The 15,052-nt window shown below is 62.5% G+C and carries 12 protein-coding genes and 1 riboswitch; of the genes, 4 read left to right on the top strand and 8 right to left on the bottom strand.

All coding sequences use genetic code 11. From position 1 onward, the window contains the following. Window positions 1–83: 83 nt before the first annotated feature. Window positions 84–3,800 (bottom strand): cobaltochelatase subunit CobN, encoded by a 3,717-nt coding sequence (gene cobN, locus ACFWW4_RS20265; RefSeq protein ID WP_411892497.1) that lies wholly within the window; start codon window positions 3,798–3,800, stop codon window positions 84–86. Window positions 3,801–3,847: 47 nt separating this feature from the next. On the opposite strand from cobN, the gene ACFWW4_RS20260 reads away from it, so the two are divergent. Then, window positions 3,848–4,012 carry a hypothetical protein gene (locus ACFWW4_RS20260; RefSeq protein ID WP_411892496.1) on the top strand — a complete coding sequence of 55 codons (165 nt, stop codon included), beginning with the start codon at window positions 3,848–3,850 and terminating at the stop codon, window positions 4,010–4,012. A gap of 2 nt (window positions 4,013–4,014) precedes the next feature. On the opposite strand, the gene ACFWW4_RS20255 is transcribed toward ACFWW4_RS20260, so the two are convergent. From ACFWW4_RS20255 to ACFWW4_RS20245, 3 genes are all read right to left on the bottom strand, one after another. Further along, on the bottom strand, window positions 4,015–4,464 hold the full coding sequence (locus ACFWW4_RS20255; RefSeq protein ID WP_411892495.1) for a GNAT family N-acetyltransferase: 450 nt from the start codon (window positions 4,462–4,464) through the stop codon (window positions 4,015–4,017). After that, window positions 4,461–5,522: a cobalamin biosynthesis protein CobW gene (gene cobW, locus ACFWW4_RS20250; protein WP_411892494.1), complete on the bottom strand. Its 1,062-nt coding sequence runs from the start codon at window positions 5,520–5,522 to the stop codon at window positions 4,461–4,463. Before cobW ends, ACFWW4_RS20255 begins: the two co-directional genes overlap by 4 nt. Before the next feature lie 78 nt (window positions 5,523–5,600). Further along, window positions 5,601–6,242: a HupE/UreJ family protein gene (locus ACFWW4_RS20245; RefSeq protein WP_411892493.1), complete on the bottom strand. Its 642-nt coding sequence runs from the start codon at window positions 6,240–6,242 to the stop codon at window positions 5,601–5,603. A gap of 109 nt (window positions 6,243–6,351) precedes the next feature. Next, window positions 6,352–6,567, bottom strand: a riboswitch (cobalamin riboswitch). A 235-nt stretch (window positions 6,568–6,802) separates the two neighbouring features. Here ACFWW4_RS20245 and smc point away from each other — a divergent pair. Both smc and ACFWW4_RS20235 read left to right on the top strand, forming a co-directional pair. Further along, complete coding sequence (gene smc / locus ACFWW4_RS20240) at window positions 6,803–10,258, top strand: chromosome segregation protein SMC (protein WP_411892492.1); 3,456 nt, start codon at window positions 6,803–6,805, stop codon at window positions 10,256–10,258. A gap of 183 nt (window positions 10,259–10,441) precedes the next feature. Next, window positions 10,442–10,843, top strand: coding sequence for a hypothetical protein (locus ACFWW4_RS20235; RefSeq protein ID WP_411892491.1), 402 nt, complete (start codon window positions 10,442–10,444; stop codon window positions 10,841–10,843). 81 nt (window positions 10,844–10,924) lie between these two features. On the opposite strand, the gene ACFWW4_RS20230 is transcribed toward ACFWW4_RS20235, so the two are convergent. The 4 genes from ACFWW4_RS20230 to ACFWW4_RS20215 form a co-directional block, all read right to left on the bottom strand. Then, window positions 10,925–12,088: a lytic murein transglycosylase gene (locus ACFWW4_RS20230; RefSeq protein ID WP_411892490.1), complete on the bottom strand. Its 1,164-nt coding sequence runs from the start codon at window positions 12,086–12,088 to the stop codon at window positions 10,925–10,927. A gap of 107 nt (window positions 12,089–12,195) precedes the next feature. Then, window positions 12,196–13,101 (bottom strand): adenosylcobinamide-phosphate synthase CbiB, encoded by a 906-nt coding sequence (gene cbiB / locus ACFWW4_RS20225; RefSeq protein ID WP_411892489.1) that lies wholly within the window; start codon window positions 13,099–13,101, stop codon window positions 12,196–12,198. Further along, on the bottom strand, window positions 13,098–14,033 hold the full coding sequence (locus ACFWW4_RS20220) for a threonine-phosphate decarboxylase (RefSeq protein ID WP_411892488.1): 936 nt from the start codon (window positions 14,031–14,033) through the stop codon (window positions 13,098–13,100). The genes cbiB and ACFWW4_RS20220 overlap by 4 nt, the downstream gene beginning before the upstream one ends. Continuing rightward, window positions 14,030–14,404 carry a DUF1636 family protein gene (locus ACFWW4_RS20215; protein WP_393930070.1) on the bottom strand — a complete coding sequence of 125 codons (375 nt, stop codon included), beginning with the start codon at window positions 14,402–14,404 and terminating at the stop codon, window positions 14,030–14,032. Before ACFWW4_RS20215 ends, ACFWW4_RS20220 begins: the two co-directional genes overlap by 4 nt. Before the next feature lie 201 nt (window positions 14,405–14,605). Between ACFWW4_RS20215 and ACFWW4_RS20210 the strand changes: the two genes are divergently transcribed. Further along, entirely contained in the window at window positions 14,606–15,016 is a 411-nt protein-coding gene (locus ACFWW4_RS20210; RefSeq protein WP_393930072.1) for a response regulator, read from the top strand. The last annotated feature ends 36 nt before the right edge of the window (window positions 15,017–15,052 follow it).

Genomic DNA, 15,052 nt, shown 5'->3' with positions numbered 1-15,052 from the left:
CTTTCGCGACGTTGTTTGCCCACACTATGTCTGCAACGTAAAATCAAGGACTGGACGATCTGATGCCCTATTTTTGTGGAGCCTTATTTCTGTGTTATCTGAGTGTTGCTGCGCTGGCCACTGGCATCTGACAGTAGACCTGCAATGCGCGCCCGGGCCGAGTTTGACCGCGGCTGCCAGAGGTTGCGGTCAATCGCCTCTTGCAGGCGCTCGGCGATTTCGCGCAATGCCGGGGCATTGGCATCAGCGATGAAGTCGCGGGTGGCGCCGTCTTTGATGAATGCCTCCTCCACCAGGTCGAAATGGTGGTTGCGCACAGCGCCTGTGGTAGCGGCGAAGGCGAAGAGATAGTCAACTGTGGCCGCGATTTCGAACGCGCCTTTGTAGCCGTGCCGTTTGACGCCGTCGATCCATTTGGGGTTGACTACACGGGACCGTACCACGCGCCCGATTTCATCATCGAGCGTGCGGATAATGGGGCGTTCGGGGCGGGAATGGTCGTTGTGGTAGATCGGGCGGTCCTGACCCTGCAAGGTGCTGATCGCGGCGGCGGCACCCCCTTCGAACTGGTAATAATCGTCGCTGTCGAGGATATCGTGTTCGCGGTTGTCCTGGTTTTGCACGATGGCCTCGGTCTGGGACAGGCGTTGTTCCATGGCCGCGCGGGCCCTGCGCCCTTCGGCCCCTGACCCGTAGGCATAGCTGCCCCATTCCAGATAGGCCTCGGCGAAGTCGGCCTTGTCGGTCCAGATCCGTTCGTCGATCAGGGCCTGCAGGCCGGCCCCGTAGGCCCCGGGTTTGGAGCCGAAGACGCGGGACTGATCCTCGCCTTGTCTGGTGCGGGCGGCGGCGGGGTTGAGATCATCGGGTTCGTTGAGTGCCTGTACGGCGCGGGCCGCGGAATCGATCAGTGCGATGAGTTGTGGAAAGGCGTCGCGGAAGAAGCCGGAAATGCGCAAGGTCACATCGACGCGGGGGCGGCCGAGGACGGATTGAGGCAGGATGTCGAAGCCGGTGACGCGCCGGTTGGCGCTGTCCCAGGTGGGTTTGACCCCCATCAGTGCCAGCGCCTGCGCGATGTCATCGCCGCCGGTCCGCATATTCGCGGTGCCCCAGGCGGTGATCAGCATGGTGCGCGGCCAGTCGCCATGGTCCTGCAGGTGTTTTTCGATCAAGAGGTTGGCGGATTTCCAGCCCAGTGCCCAAGCGGTTGGGGTGGGGACGGCTCGGCTGTCAACGCTGAAGAAATTGCGCCCGGTGGGGAGCACATCAAGCCGCCCGCGCGTTGGGGCGCCGGACGGGCCCGGGCTGACGAAATGCCCTGAAAGGGCTGTGAGTAGGGCCGCCCCTTCGGCCCGACCGCAGGTCTGGATGGTGGGCAGGATGTGGTCCTGGATTTCTGTGAGGACGGCCTGTGACGCTCGTGGGGTGAACCCCACATCGCCCCACCCGCCGTCCCGCAGGAGTTTTTGGCTGAGGTTTTCGAGTTTTTCGATCGTGTCGCCGTTGGTCCGCCACGTGGTGCCATCGGCGAGGGCGTCGGGTTTTTCGGCCGCCGGTGCACCCATGTCGCAATCGAGCGGGTCGAAGCCAAGGTTCAGGTCGGCAGCCAGTGCCCGGAGGAGTGAGGCGTTGGCCCCTTTGCCATCGCCGCGCGGCACGCGGGCGAGTGCGATGGCCAGATCGCGTTCCTGTTGCCCGGTGGGCGACTGGCCGAAGATGTGCAGCCCGTCCCTGATCTGTGCCTCTTTCAATTCGCAAAGATATGCATCGAGTTTGCCAAGGTCGCTGTCATTGTCGCCAGTGAAACCGACATCTTTTGCAAGGCCGGTGACGTCTGACAAGGACAGGATTTCGCGCCGCAGATAGTCGATCCGGCGGGGATCGACGCCTGCGGCTTCGTAATATTCATCGACCAGCGCCTCAAGATCGCGCAGTGGGCCATAGCTTTCGGCGCGGGTCAGTGGCGGGGTCAGGTGGTCGATGATGACGGCGCTGGTCCGCCGCTTGGCCTGCGTGCCTTCGCCGGGGTCGTTGACGATGAAGGGATAGATATGCGGTGTGGGGCCAAGCACAGCCTCTGGCCAGCAGGTTTCGGACAGGGCGACGGCCTTGCCCGGCAGCCATTCGAGATTGCCGTGTTTGCCCATATGCACGATGGCGTCCGCGCCCCAGTGATGGCGCAGCCAGAAATAGAAGGCCAGATAGTTGTGCGGCGAGACGAGGTCTGGCGAATGGTAGGTGTCGGTCGGGTCAATGTTGTAGCCGCGCGCCGGTTGCAGACCGACGACTGCATTGCCGAACCGGTGGATACTGAGGGCGAAACCGTCAGCGTGGATGAACGGATCGTCTTCGGGTTGGCCCCAGCGGGTGGTGATTTGGTCTTTGACCTCCCAGGGCAGGGCATCGAAATGCTGTTTATAGATGTCGAGGGGGAGGTATTCGCCACCTTCCTTATCCGCTCGGTCGGTCAGCCAGTTCGTGGGACCGTCCATGATCTGTTGCATCAGCGCGGCGCTGTCGGAGGGTGGAGTGACGGTATAGCCTTCGGATTGCAGCAGGGTCAGCACGTGGATTGTAGCGGCGGGTGTGTCGAGGCCGACGCCATTGGCGAGCCTGCCGTCCTTGTTGGGGTAGTTGGCGAGGATCAGGGCAACCTTTTTGTCCTGCGGTGGCGTGTGGCGCAGGTTGGCCCAGTTTTTTGTCAATTGGCTGACGAAATCGATCCGGTCGCCGCGCGCCTGATAGGTGGCGATGGGGCATTCGGTGGCGTCGTCAAAGAACGCCTCACCCTTGAAGCTGACGGCGCGGGAGAGGATGCGCCCGTCGACCTCTGGCAGGGCCACGTTCATGGCGATGTCGCGGGCGGTCAACCCGTGCTGGCCTTCGGCCCATGTGGATTCGGCGGCACCAGACAGGATGACCTGAAAGATGGGTGCGTGGTTGGTCAGCAGCGGGTTTTCTGGGCTGTCGTCGCCGTCATGCGGAGAGCCCACAGCGAAGGCGGTGCAGTTGAGGATCACGTCGGGCGGGGCGGCGTCGAAGACCGATTTCAGTGTGGCCGTGCTGACCGGGTCCTTGAGGCTGGCCACGAAGATGGGCAGCGGGTTGAGGCCTGCGCGTGACAGGCTGCGGGTGAGCCGGTTGACGGGGTTCAACCCGCCGCCTTGGACGAGGGCGCGGTAGAAGATGATGGGGATGATGGGCGCGCCGTCGGTCCATGTTCCTTGCGCTGCCGCGAGGTCGGCAATGCCGGGACCCGGCCAGTAGACACCGGCGCGCAGAAGCGGTGCGGGGGCGGCGGGTTTTTCGCCGCCGTCCAGCAAGGCCCTTGCATAGGCGAGCAGGTTGGTGCTGTTTTGCGGGCCGCCTTCGACGAGGTAGGACCACAAGGTGTCGTAGTCCTGTCCGCTGACCGTGGAGAGGCCGCGCAATTCAGGGTCCGGTTTGTCGTCACCGGGCAGGGCGGCGAAGGGGATGCCTGCCGCGTGCAGCCGGGCCGCGTATTGGGTTAGACCGTATTTCCAGTAGCCTGCCCCGCCGAGGATGCGGGCGATCACGAGCCGGGATTTCGTGGCGCAATTGTCCAGATGCAGATCGACCGACATCGGGTGGGTCAGGTGCATCATATTGGCCAGCCGCAGCGTCGGCGGATCGGCCATTTCGCTGCGCGCATCCGACAGGGCCGCCAGTTCGGTGTCGGCGGCGGAAATGATGACCAGATCGGCGGGGGTCTGACCCAGATCGACAGGTTCGGTTCCGTCAGAAATCGCGCCGGGGGTTGCAGCAAGCAGATGCATCAGCGCTGGCCCCGTGGTAGCTGCGCCCTAGATGAAGAGGAAAGATCATGGACTATAAAGCCGCAGGAGCGCCAAATATGGGCAACAAGGGACCAAAGCACGAGGAGCACAACGCCCACGGGTCGAAGAAAAAGCCGTTTGGTCAGCGTGAAAGCAAGGCAGAATTGCTCGCCCGGATGAAAAAGGCGACTGAGGCGAAGAAAGCGGGCTGAGATCACAGCTTCTTTTCCATAAAGATCGAGCTTTTAGCGGCGACATAGTCGCCGAACGGCCCGCAATCGGTGAAGCCGTGACGGCGATAGAGTTTATGGGCCGCGTGCAGGGCATTGCCGGTTTCGAGTTTCAGCAGGGTGACGCCGTTTTCGCGGGCTGCGTCCTCGAGCTGGCGCATCAGGGCATCGGCGACGCCGGTGCCGCGCGCGGCCTGATCCACGAACATGGATTTGATTTCGCCATAGCCGTCCTTGATGGCGACGGCGCCGGTTCCGAGGATGCTGTCGCCTTGCCGGGCCGTGAAGAAATGGATGTGATCGGCTGCCAGATCGTTGATGTCGAGGTAGAAATTATCCTCTGGCGGGAACAGGCTTTGCATCAAGGCGTGGCTTTGCTGCAGCAGGGCCACGGCGCCGGGATGGCGCGGGTCGGTGCGCTCGACAACGATCATCGCGTCAGGGCGGCGGTGATGGCGGCCTGATCCAGCCCAGCCTCGCCGATCACGACAAGGCGGGTGTTGCGGGGCGCATCGCCGAAGGGCTGATCGAAATAGTTATCGACGCGCGGGCCGACCGCTTGGAGCGTCAGGCGCATGGGTTTGCCGGTGACGGCGACAAAACCCTTGAGCCGCAGGATGTCATGGGCGCGGATTGTGTCGGCCACCTGTTCGGCAAAGGCGTTTGCGTCGCTGATTTCGCCACGGGTGACGATGAAACTTTCGAATTCGTCGTGGCCGTGTTCATGGTCATGGTCATGGTCGTCTTCGTCATCATCATGGTGGTGGTGATGGTGGATTTCGTGCCGCGCGGCGAGGTCGCTTTCCGCGCCGATCCCCTGACCGAGCAGCACATCGACCGGCAGTGCGCCCATGCTGGCCTTGACGACCTGCACGCCGGCGCGGCTTTCGGATTTCAGCCGGGCGGTAAGTGTGTCGGCCTCTGATGCGTCAAGAAGATCGGTCTTGTTCACGACGATCATGTCGGCGCAGGCGATCTGGTCTTCGAACAGTTCGGAGAGCGGGGTTTCGTGGTCGAGGTTTTCATCCTGCGCGCGCTGGGCATCGACGGCGGCGACGTTATGGGCGAACTGGCCGTCATGCACGGCGCGACCGTCAACGACGGTGACCACACCGTCGACGGTAACTTTCGTGGAAATGCCGGGCCAGTTGAAGGCGCGCACCAGCGGTTGCGGCAGGGCAAGGCCCGAGGTTTCGATGACGATATGGTCGGGTTTCTGGTCGCGGGCCAGAAGTGCCTCCATCGTGGGGATGAAATCATCGGCGACGGTGCAGCAGATGCAGCCGTTCGACAACTCGACGATATCATCCTCGGAGCAGACCTCATCACCGCAGCCTTTGAGGATGTCACCATCGACGCCAAGATCGCCGAATTCGTTGATGATCAGCGCGATCCGCTTGCCCTGCGCATTTTGCAGCATGTGGCGGATCAGCGTGGTTTTCCCGGCGCCGAGAAAGCCGGTGACGACGGTGGCGGGGATTTTGGCGGGCATTTGCGCGTCCTTGAATGTGTTGACCAAACGGAATGACGGCCCCTGCGGGGCCGCCATGTTTCATGTTTTGTTTGGCGCTTAGGCGGCCAGGAGCGCCACAACCGGGCCTTCCACGATTTCCAGCGCGAGGAAGACGCCGACACCGGCAACCATGGCGCCGCCAAGGCGGGCGTTGATGGCGGTTGCATCTGATGCGCCCAGTTTCGTGACAACCCAACCAGCGCCGATGGCGATCACGTACTGGATCACACCAAGCCCGATCAGATAGCCCACGAGGACCGCGCCGCCGATGCCGCCCTCTTGCCCGGCGATGGAGCCGCCGAAGGCAGAGCCGTGGAACAGGCCGAATGTGGCGAAGATCAGCATGGCGGTTGTGGTGTTCAGCGCCTTGCCGGACAGAACGATCCCGCCCAGCACGATCAGCGACAGCACGATCACGGTTTCGGCGATCGGCATGGCGATGCCTGCATACATCAGCGCGGTCCCGAGCAGCATGGCCCCGATATAGGCTGCAGGTGTCAGCAGCTTGCGCCCGGTGAAGAGCGCGGCGATCCCCATGGCGACCACGAAGAACAAATGGTCAAAGCCCAGCACGGGGTGGCCGACGCCGGACAGAACCCCGTGGGCGAATGTTTCCATCGGCATGCCGCCGAGAGGGTGGTGGGCAAGTGCCGGTGAAGCGGCAAGGCTGAGGCCTGCGGCGGTGAGAATGCGTTTCATGTCGTCCCCTTTGGATCGCGATTAAAGGGGGGATTTCATGGAGTGGTCGCGGCATTTGCCCCGGCCATGACCCCCACGGAACACCCCGTCCGTTGTTGTTGTCCCGGGGCGTGTGGCCCCGGCGTATGGCTGGTCTCCTGGCTTGCGGGTCATTGCACATTGCGGCCTTCCCGGTTTCCCAGTGGCATTGTCGCAACGCACTTTCCGCATACAGTCGCGGGGGCGGCTGTGGCTTGTGACCTCCGGCGCGGATCGGTCTGTCCACATTCCCATTTGATCCCCTGATGCTTGGCATCGTCGGGGAACCATACGAGCAATGTTGTGCGCCTTTGCAGGCCGCGCCGTCAAGGTGGAATGCGACGTTTTGGCCCGCTGTGACGGCGGGTCCAAAAAGATTTTGGGCCTCCGGCGGGAGTATTTCTGGAAGAAAGAAGGGTGCGTGCCGCAATATCTTGTGGATAACTGGCGTGATTCAGCCTTATGTAGATGGCTTTCGTTGACTCCGCCCCCATTGCGGGGACAGGATTTATCAACTTGAGGGAATCAAGAGCAGGACACCCGTGCGTTTTAGCAAACTTCGACTGAATGGCTTCAAAAGCTTTGTCGACCCCACCGATCTGATCATCGCCGATGGTTTGACGGGTGTTGTGGGGCCGAACGGCTGTGGCAAGTCGAATCTGCTGGAGGCGCTGCGCTGGGTGATGGGTGAAAACCGCCCCACCGCGATGCGTGGCGGCGGGATGGAAGATGTGATCTTTGCCGGGGCCGCGACCCGGCCTGCCCGCAATTTCGCCGAGGTGTCGCTGGTCATTGATAATGGTGAGCGGCTGGCGCCCGCCGCCTTTAACGACAATGACAATCTTGAGATCATTCGCCGCATCACCCGCGATGCCGGGTCTGCCTATAAGGTCGGCACCAAGGATGTGCGTGCCCGTGATGTCCAGATGCTGTTTGCCGATGCATCGACAGGGGCGCATTCGCCGGCCCTGGTCCGGCAAGGCATGATTTCGGAACTGATCAATGCCAAGCCGAAATCTCGCCGCCGTATCCTTGAGGAAGCGGCGGGGATTTCGGGCCTGTACCAGCGTCGTCATGAGGCGGAGCTGAAGCTGAGGGGTGCCGAGACCAACCTGACCCGCGTCGATGATGTGATCGAACAGCTGGCTGCGCAACTGGCTCAGCTGGCCCGGCAGGCCAAGCAGGCCGCGCGCTATCGTGAGATCGGGGAGAAGCTGCGCAAGGCCGAAGGTATGTTGCTGTTCCGTCGCTGGAAAGAGGCCGATGAGGCGCTGCTGGCGGCGTCCGAGCAGTTGCGGGAGCGCACAACGGCGGCCGCACAGGCGGAGAAAGCGGCGCGGGAAGCGGCGAAGGGTCGTCAGGCGGCCGAGGATGCATTGCCCCCATTGCGCGAGGAAGAGGCGATTGCGGCTGCCGTGTTGCAGCGCCTGCAGGTGCAGCGCGACACGCTGAAGGATCAGGAAGCCCGCGCGCTTGAGATGATCGAGACCTTGCGCAGCCGGATTGACCAGTTGGGCCGCGATATGGAACGCGAGAGCGGGCTAAACAAGGACGCGGGCGAGACGATTGAGCGGCTGGAATGGGAAGCCCGCGAGATTGCCAAGGCCGGTGAAGGACACGACAAGCGCCTGGAAGAAGCGCAGGTTGCGGCCCGTGAGGCGGCGAGTGTGCTGCAGGAGCGCGAAGCGGATTCGGCGCAATTGACCGAAGATGTGGCGCGTTTGGCGGCGCGCCATCAGTCGGCGCAGCGTCTGGTGGAAGACAACCGCACCACCCTGGAAAAGAACGAAGGTGAGGCGGCGCGCGCCAAGTCCGCGATGGAAGAGGCGGCGGCAGCGCTCGCCAAGGCCGAGGCGGATTTTGCAGCAGCGGGCGAGGCTGAAAAACTGGCGGTTGCGGCGGCTGAAGCAGCTGACAAGGCGCTAGCGGAAGCCGAGGCGGCACGGGCTGAAACGCAAGGTCGCGAGAGCGATGCGCGTGCGTCGCGGTCCGAGGCGGAGGGTGAGGCGAATGCCCTGCGCGCCGAGGTGGCCGCACTGGCGAAGCTGGTGGAGCGCGATACGGCTGAGGGTGGGCAAGTCCTTGATTTATTGCGTGTTCAGGGCGGGTATGAAAAGGCGCTGGGTGCCGCGCTGGCCGATGATCTGCGCGCCCCGGAAGTCGGCGCGGATGCGAAATCGGGTTGGGCGTTGTTGCCAGGATATGCCACGCCGCAGACATTGCCTGATGGTGTGATGGCGCTGACAAATTACGTGACCGTGCCGGAGGTTCTGGCGCGCCGGATGAGCCAGGTGGGGTTGGTGGATGCCGCCGATGGTCCACGGTTGCAGGCGGAGTTGAAACCGGGGCAGCGGCTGGTTTCGGTGGATGGCGATCTGTGGCGGTGGGACGGGTTCCGTGCCGGGGCCGAGGATGCGCCATCAGCGGCGGCGCTGCGGTTGCAACAATTGAACCGTTTGACCGAGCTGAAGCGGGACCTTGAGGACGCTGCGGCGACGGCTGTGGGTGCCGCTCAGGCTCATGAGGCGCTGACCGCCTTGCTCAAAGAGCAGACAGAGGCCGACCATGCCGCCCGCGCCGCCCGCCGCGATGCCGACCGGGCCGTGGCGGATGCAAACCGGGCTGCAAGCCGGGCGGAGGCGGATCGGAACCTTTCGCAGGGCAAATTGGACAGTCTTGGGCTGGCGATGAAACGCCATGAAGAGGAGGCGATGATTGCCCGCAAAGCCTTAACAGAGGCTGAAAAGACCGCGCAGGGCTTGCCTGATCTGAATCAGGCGCGCGCGTCGGTCGAAGATGTGAAGATGACGGTCGAGGCTGCGCGGATCACCATGATGTCACGCCGGTCCGCCCATGACGAGGTGCGCCGCGAGGGTGAGCAGCGGTTGAAGCGATCACAAGAGATCACCAAGGAAATCTCGGGCTGGAAGCACCGGTTGGAGACGGCCAACAAGCGCACGGCGGAATTGGCCGAACGCAAGGCGGCGTCAGAGGCGGAACTGGCCGAGGCGACAGCGGCGCCTGAAGAGATCGCGGCAAAACGGGCCGAACTGGCTGACGCGATTGACGAGGCCGAGACCCGGCGCAAGGCGTCGGCCGATAAGCTGGCCGAGGCTGAGAACGTGCTACGTGATGCGGGCCATCAGGAACGCGATGCGGAGCGTCTGGCGTCGGAGGCCCGAGAGGCGCGTGCCCGGTCAGAGGCGCGGGCGGATGCCGCGCGTGAGACGGTTGCCTATGCCGCCGAGCGGATCATGGAGGCGCAGGAGGTCACACCCGAGAAACTGCTGGAAAGCCTGGAGACCGATCTCGATCAGATGCCAGCCTCTGACGTGATCGAGGGCCAGGTTAATGCGTTGAAACGACAGCGGGATTCGCTGGGTGCCGTCAACCTGCGCGCCGAGGAGGATGCCAAGGAAGTGCAAGTTGAGCATGACAATCTGGTGTCTGAAAAGACCGATCTGGAGGCGGCGATTGCTGCCTTGCGGTCGGGAATTGCGAGCCTGAACAAGGAAGGCCGCGAGCGGTTGCTGACCGCCTTTGAGCAGGTGAATGATAATTTCGGCCTGCTGTTCACCCATCTGTTTGGCGGTGGTGAGGCGAAGCTGGTTCTGGTGGAATCCGATGACCCGCTGGAGGCCGGGCTTGAGATCATGTGTCAGCCACCGGGCAAGAAGCTGAGCACCCTGTCGCTGCTGTCGGGTGGTGAGCAGACGCTGACGGCGCTAGCCCTGATTTTTGCTGTGTTCCTGGCCAATCCGGCCCCGATCTGTGTGCTGGACGAGGTCGACGCGCCGCTGGATGATGCGAACGTGACGCGGTTTTGCGATCTGCTGGATGAGATGACGCGCCGCACCGAAACCCGGTTCCTGATCATCACCCACCATGCGGTGACGATGAGCCGGATGGACCGGCTGTTTGGTGTCACAATGGGCGAACAGGGCGTGTCGCAGCTGGTGTCGGTGGACCTGAAGAAAGCCGAAGCGCTGGTAGCGTGAGGCGGCGATGCAACCCATACGCACGGGGTGTTCATCTATGACCGATTCGCCCCGATTTGGGCAGTCGGCATCGCGTCGGATTTGCGTCGGCAAAACGTCGGACCCCAACGCACGGTGGCTGCATTAACCATTTACCTGTTTCAGGACGCATATCGGCCTGAGAATTTGGAAAGACTGCTGACAATGACTGACATTTTCACGACACTCAGCGGTGTCTGGATGGGCCGCTATGATTATGGTGAGGGTCTGTTCCCAGTGTCCTTCGAAGCCATTTTGCAGGAAGAGGCAGGTGCGCTGAGCGGCGAGATCACCGAGCCCAACACATTTCGGTCTGATATGGGCAGTGACCTGATTGCCCGTCTGGCGGGGACGCGGCATGGGCATGATGTGTCGTTTCGCAAGACTTATGCCGGTTTCGATCAGGGGGATGATCCGGTGTATGAAGGGGTATTAAATGGCGCACTGACCCGGATCGACGGGGTCTGGCGGTTTGCGGACCATCCGGAATGGTCCGGCGCATTCATGATGGTGCGGGCGGTCAGCGCCAAGGCAGGTGAACGTGCTGCCATGGAGGTGGCATTGTGATGTCGGGTTTCCGCGCTTCGTTTTTTGGCTTCTGGCTGCGGGTCGAGGATGCCGCATCGGCCCGTCAGGCAGTCAGGACGGCTAAAGGCGGTTGAGCAAATCCACTGTAGGCCATGCGTCGGCGGGTAACCCAAGCCGCACCTGTTCGGCCTGGACCGCTTCGCGTGTTTTAGCCCCCAGGATCCCGTCAATCCCGCCCACGTCGTGCCCGCGCGCCGTCAGTTTTTGCTGCAATTGCTGCATTTGCGAGCCTGTCAGCGGCGGGCTGGGGTTGCCCGTGTTGTAGACCGGCGCGCCTTCCAGCCGGGTCGCGAAATAGGCGGCGGTGGTGACGTAGACGAAGCTTTTGTTCCAGTCGAAATAGACGTCGAAATTCGGATAGGCGAGGAAGGCTGGCCCGTTCCGCCCCATCGGCAGAAGGACGGCGGCGGGCAGGTTGGCGGAGCCGAGGTTGCCGTTGCGGGCCGTGACCCCGCGCGCGGCCCAATTGGCGACGGTGGCCTTTTGGTTCAGGCCCGTCAGCGACCAGTCAAGGCTTTCGGGCACGTTAATTTCCTGCAGCCAAGGCTCGTTTGCGCGCCATCCCAGCGAGGACAGCACATTAGCCCCGGTCATCAGCGCATCGGCGGAGGATGATTTGAGGTCGACAACCCCGTCCCCATCGCCATCCATGCCTTTTTCCACGATCTCACGGGGGAGTTTTTGTAGCTGCCCAATCTCGCCCGCCCAGGCGCCAGTAGTGCTGGCGGGGTTCATACCGCCGCGCCGGTAGAGTTCAATTGCTGCGATCAGTTGCGGGCGGAACAGGTCGGGTCTGCGGCAGTCGTGGGCCAGCGTCAGCAGCGCGTTGCGGGTGTTGAAGCTGCCCTGGACCTGACCGTAATCCGTCTCGAACGCCCAGAAGGCCAGAAGCACGCCGCGCGGGATGCCGAACCGTGCCTCGATCGCGTCGAATGTCGCGTCGTTGCGTTGGCTGTAGACCCGTCCGTTGTCGATCCTGTTTTGGCTGATCAGAGCGCGCGAGAAGCTGATGAAATCCTTCTGGAACACCCCTTGCGCCCGGTCGGCCCGCAGAACCGCATCGTCGATTTGCGCCCCTTGAAAGAAACTGTCGGCGGTGGCGGCTGGGATGCCTGCAGCCTGTGCCTCGGCCTTGACCCCCTCGATGAACGCGCCGACCGGTCCACCGCAGGTCTGGGCGTGGGCGGTGCTGGCCAGAAGGGTGAAGGCGAGGGCGAGGCGCATGGAGTGTCCTTTCGAATTTACGCCGACGTTAACAGCGATGCGTAAGGGCGCAAGCAAAGTCATCATCATCTGAGCGATCCGCTGATATCTGCGCAACAGAAGCCGTCTCAGGTCAGCTGGATGATCCAGATGGCCAATGCCCCCGCGAGCGTCAGGACCCAGACCTGCCATAGCGTTTTGACAGCCGCATCCACATGATCCGGTGTCAGATCGCGTTCGCCCTCGCCGTTCACGAGCGGATAGTCCCGCATGGTGCCGTTGTAGGTGCGCGGTCCGCTGAGCGCGATGCCGAGTCCGTAGGCCATCGCCGCCTCTGGCCAGCCGGCGTTGGGAGACCGGTGAAGCCTGGCGTCGCGGAGGATCTTGCGCATGTCGGGGCGCGCCGTGACGCCCCAGATCAGGAGCGCTGTCAGCCGTGCCGGGATCAGGTTCAGGAGGTCATCGAACCGGGCGGCGGCCCAGCCGAATTTCTCGTGCCGGGGGGTCCGGTAGCCGATCATGCTGTCGGCGGTGTTGGCGGCCTTATAGACCAGAAGCCCGGGCAGCCCCGCGACAGCGAACCAGAAGATCGGTGCGATGACCCCGTCAGAGAGGTTTTCGGCGGCACTTTCGATGGCAGAGCGGGCAACTGCGGCCTCATCCATATCGCGGGTGTCGCGCCCTACGATCATGGCGACCGTCCGTTTCCCGTCGCCAAGCGACAGGCGCAGGGCGTCGCCCACCGCTTGCACATGCTGGACCAGCGATTTCTGCGCCAGCAGGATTGCCAGTACGATGATGTCAACGATCTGTCCGGGGATCGCCTGCAAGAGCCAGCCAAGTGCTGCGGCGGCAATGCAAAGTTCGACAATGGTCAGGGTGCCCATCACCCGCTGATGATCGCCCTTGTTGAATTTGGCATCGCACCAGCCGATCAGCTGACCGGTCAGCACGGCGGGGTGCGGGATGCGCGACCAGAGCCAGCGCGGTTCGCCAAAGATGGCGTCGAGCAGCATGCCCAGGATCAGGGTCACAGGGCAGCTTCCAATTGTGCCCAGCGTCCGTGGGCGGGCAGACCCAGCCGCAGCCAGTCAACGGCATAAGGAAAGATGCGCGACCACACATGGTTCTGGGCCAGCTGATGTTGGGCGGCGGCGGCGTCTTTCACCTTGTAAAGCCGGAACAGGGTGGTGCCACCGACCAGTTCCGCCCCTTTGGAGATCAGGAGCGTGTCCAGCCGGGCGGCGTCGGTTGTCAGCCTTGCGCGGGTTTCGTCGGCCCATTGTGGGTCGGCCAATGCCTCTGCCCCGATGGCCAGCGCTGGGCCGGATATCTGCCAGGGGCCAAGCAGGTCGGTTAGTTTGCCGATGATGTCCGGATCGCCGATGGCGAAACCGAGCCGCAGGCCGGCAAGCCCCCAGAACTTGCCAAAGCTTTTCAGGACAACCGTGCCGGGTTGGTCCGCCAGATGGATCAGGGATTGATCGGGGGCCACATCACAGAAGCTTTCGTCGATCACTGTGATATCAGCGGTCAGATCATCCGCCTGCCATAGGTGCCCATCGGGGTTGTTGGGATGAACAGCAACCACAACGTGGCTTGGGTCTTGACCCAAGTCCCAGCCCGCTGCCCGAAATGCGGCCCCATGTTCGTTATAGGTCGGGCCGGGGATGCAGACCTCGCCTTTTGGCAGGGCGCCGGGCAGGGCCGCGATAATCGCCGATGCCCCGGTGGCACCAATGATCGCCGCACCGTCCGGTATATTCCAGAAACTGCGGGCACGTTCGTAAAGCTGCATGAATGCGGCGCGGTCCGGCAGCGCTGTCCATGCATCGGCGGGCAGGCGCGGCATCGGATACGGCATCGGGTTGATACCTGTCGACAGATCCAGCCAGCCGGTCCTGTCGCCGCCATATCGGGCGATGGCGGCATCAAGGCCGCCGCCATGGTCGCGTATTTGGGTCATTCGTCCTGTGGCAATGGCGGGTGACGGGTCACGAAATGCCCCTTGATCGCCTGCGGCCATTCCCGATAGGGGACCTGCCCGGTGTCCGATGTGGCATGGGCCATGGCATAGGCCACAATCCCGGAAGCGGATTCGGTATTGGGTTCGAAATCGCCGATCGTGTAGTTCAGCTTATCGCGTCCCTGGATCGCCACGTTGCACCCTTTTTTGCAGCCCATCAGGCAGGATACGCGCCGCGTTCTGACATTTGTCAGCCCGGTTGCCGCCATTTCGATCAGGGTGGCGAGTTTTTCGCCATCGGTCTGCGCCATATCGCTGTCTTCCCAGCCTTCGCGCTTGCAGGTGTCACATGTGGTGATCCAGGTTGTCATGAAATTCCGCCTGTCTTTTGTGCTGCTTACCAAGCGGATTTTCGCCGGAATCACAAGGTTAAGCTTTCTTAACTCTCTTTTCGTACAGGTTAACGTCCACGTTAATACTTCGTTAGTAATTTGGGCAGAGTTGTGATGGAACACGTTTTGTTTAACGAGTCCTTCATGTACGATTACAACTGTCTAAAACACGGAGTCAAAATGCGCGTCCTGATTGTCCAAAGCAACCAAAGCCTGGGTGAGTTGTGGAAACGACACCTTGAGCGTTTGCACGCGGATGTCACCCACGTGCAAACCGGTGCCGAGGCCCTTCAGATGGTCGAAGGTCGGGATTTTGACGTGATCGTTCTTGATCTGGTGTTGGCAGAAGGCAGCGCCCTGACCGTCGCGGATTTTGCACAGTTTCGCCAACCTGATGCCAATGTGGTTTTCGTGACGGATACCACGTTCTTTTCAGACGGCTCGATCTTTAACCATAGCGCCAATGCCCGCGCCTTTATCGAGACGGCCACACCGCCACGCGATCTGGCGGCGATTGTCCATCACTACGGCAGCCCCAGGGGGCGTCAGCCTTTGGAACACAGCACCGGCGCGACACCATTTTGCCGCTGACAAGCTGATTTGACCGCAGCGATGTGGGTCATCGGC

It is taken from the genome of Yoonia sp. SDW83-1 (assembly GCF_046762885.1).
Taxonomy (GTDB): domain Bacteria; phylum Pseudomonadota; class Alphaproteobacteria; order Rhodobacterales; family Rhodobacteraceae; genus Yoonia.
Note: the sequence above shows the minus strand (reverse complement) of the source record. Positions and strands in the feature narration are given on the sequence as shown.